Here is a 1,175-nt window from a genome sequence, read left to right on the forward strand (position 1 = left end):
CAGAAGGAATACGAACAGGTCAGAAGCGAATCCCGTTCCGGTTTCGCTCTCTCCGAGGCTGAACTTAAACAGCTTGATGATGTGGTGTCTCCTCTTCTCAAAAAGGGACAGTCCCTTCATCACATTGCTCTTCATCATGCTGATGAACTTATGAAATCTGAAAGGACTCTCTATGTCTACATTAACAGCGGCCTCTTTACCGCCAGAAATATCGACATGCCCCGTACCATCCGTATGCGGCCAAGGAAAAATGTTTCTTCTAACCTCAAAGTTGATAAGTCCTGCCGTATTGGCCGTGATTTTCAATCTTTTCATAAGTACATGGCTGACCATCCCGATGCCTCTGTCAGACAGCTTGATTCTGTGGAAGGTTTAAAAGGAGGTGCTGTTCTTCTTACTATACATTTCGTGGAACAACAGCTCCAGCTCGCATTTCTCCGCCGGCATAACGATTCACAGTCTGTCATTGACATTTTTGAACGCCTTTATCTTGAATTAAGGTCCGATGTTTTCATTCAGCTTTTTCCAGTCCTTTTAGCTGACAACGGCAGTGAATTTTCCAATCCTTCTGCCATTGAACTGGATGCCCAGAAAAATCAAAGGACAAAAATGTTCTACTGTGATGCCAACGCACCTTATCAGAAAGGAAGCTGCGAAAACAACCACGAACTCATACGCAGGATTATTCCAAAAGGCACAGATATCGGACGCTATACACAGGAACAGATCAATCTCATGATGAGCCACATTAATTCTTATTCCAGAAAGAAACTGGGCAACAAAAGTCCATATGAAGTCTTCGAGTTTCAATATGGCAAAAAAATTTTAGATGCATTTCACCTGCAGAAGATCCCTGCGGATGAAATCGTTCTCAGTCCTGAATTATTGAAATAACCAAAATCTAACAGAAAAAAGCTGGGTAGGAAAATAATATCAGCAGCCATCATCGCAGAACGCCCCCAGAGGTGGAATTTACTCTCTCCAAAAATTTTAACTTAAATTCGACTTCCGCTCAGCATGCAATAAAATCCCCAAAACCGCAGCTTTTTTATTATTTTAACTCCGTTTTCAGGGATTTCATATATCTAAGTCATTATTTTTCTATTTTGTATAGAATTTAACCCTGCAAAGTAGAATTTACTTCTGCAAAGTAGAAGTTACTTTTGCAACTCACC

1 protein-coding gene is annotated in these 1,175 nt (G+C 40.9%); it reads left to right on the forward strand.

Annotated elements, in window-relative coordinates:
* A partial coding sequence (locus tag NBH03_RS15810; protein WP_250800134.1) for an IS30 family transposase occupies positions 1 to 894 on the forward strand: 894 nt, incomplete at its 5' end.
* Between the last annotated feature and the right edge of the window lie 281 nt (positions 895 to 1,175).

It is taken from the genome of Coprococcus intestinalis, assembly GCF_023656595.1.
Taxonomy (GTDB): domain Bacteria; phylum Bacillota; class Clostridia; order Lachnospirales; family Lachnospiraceae; genus Coprococcus_A; species Coprococcus_A intestinihominis.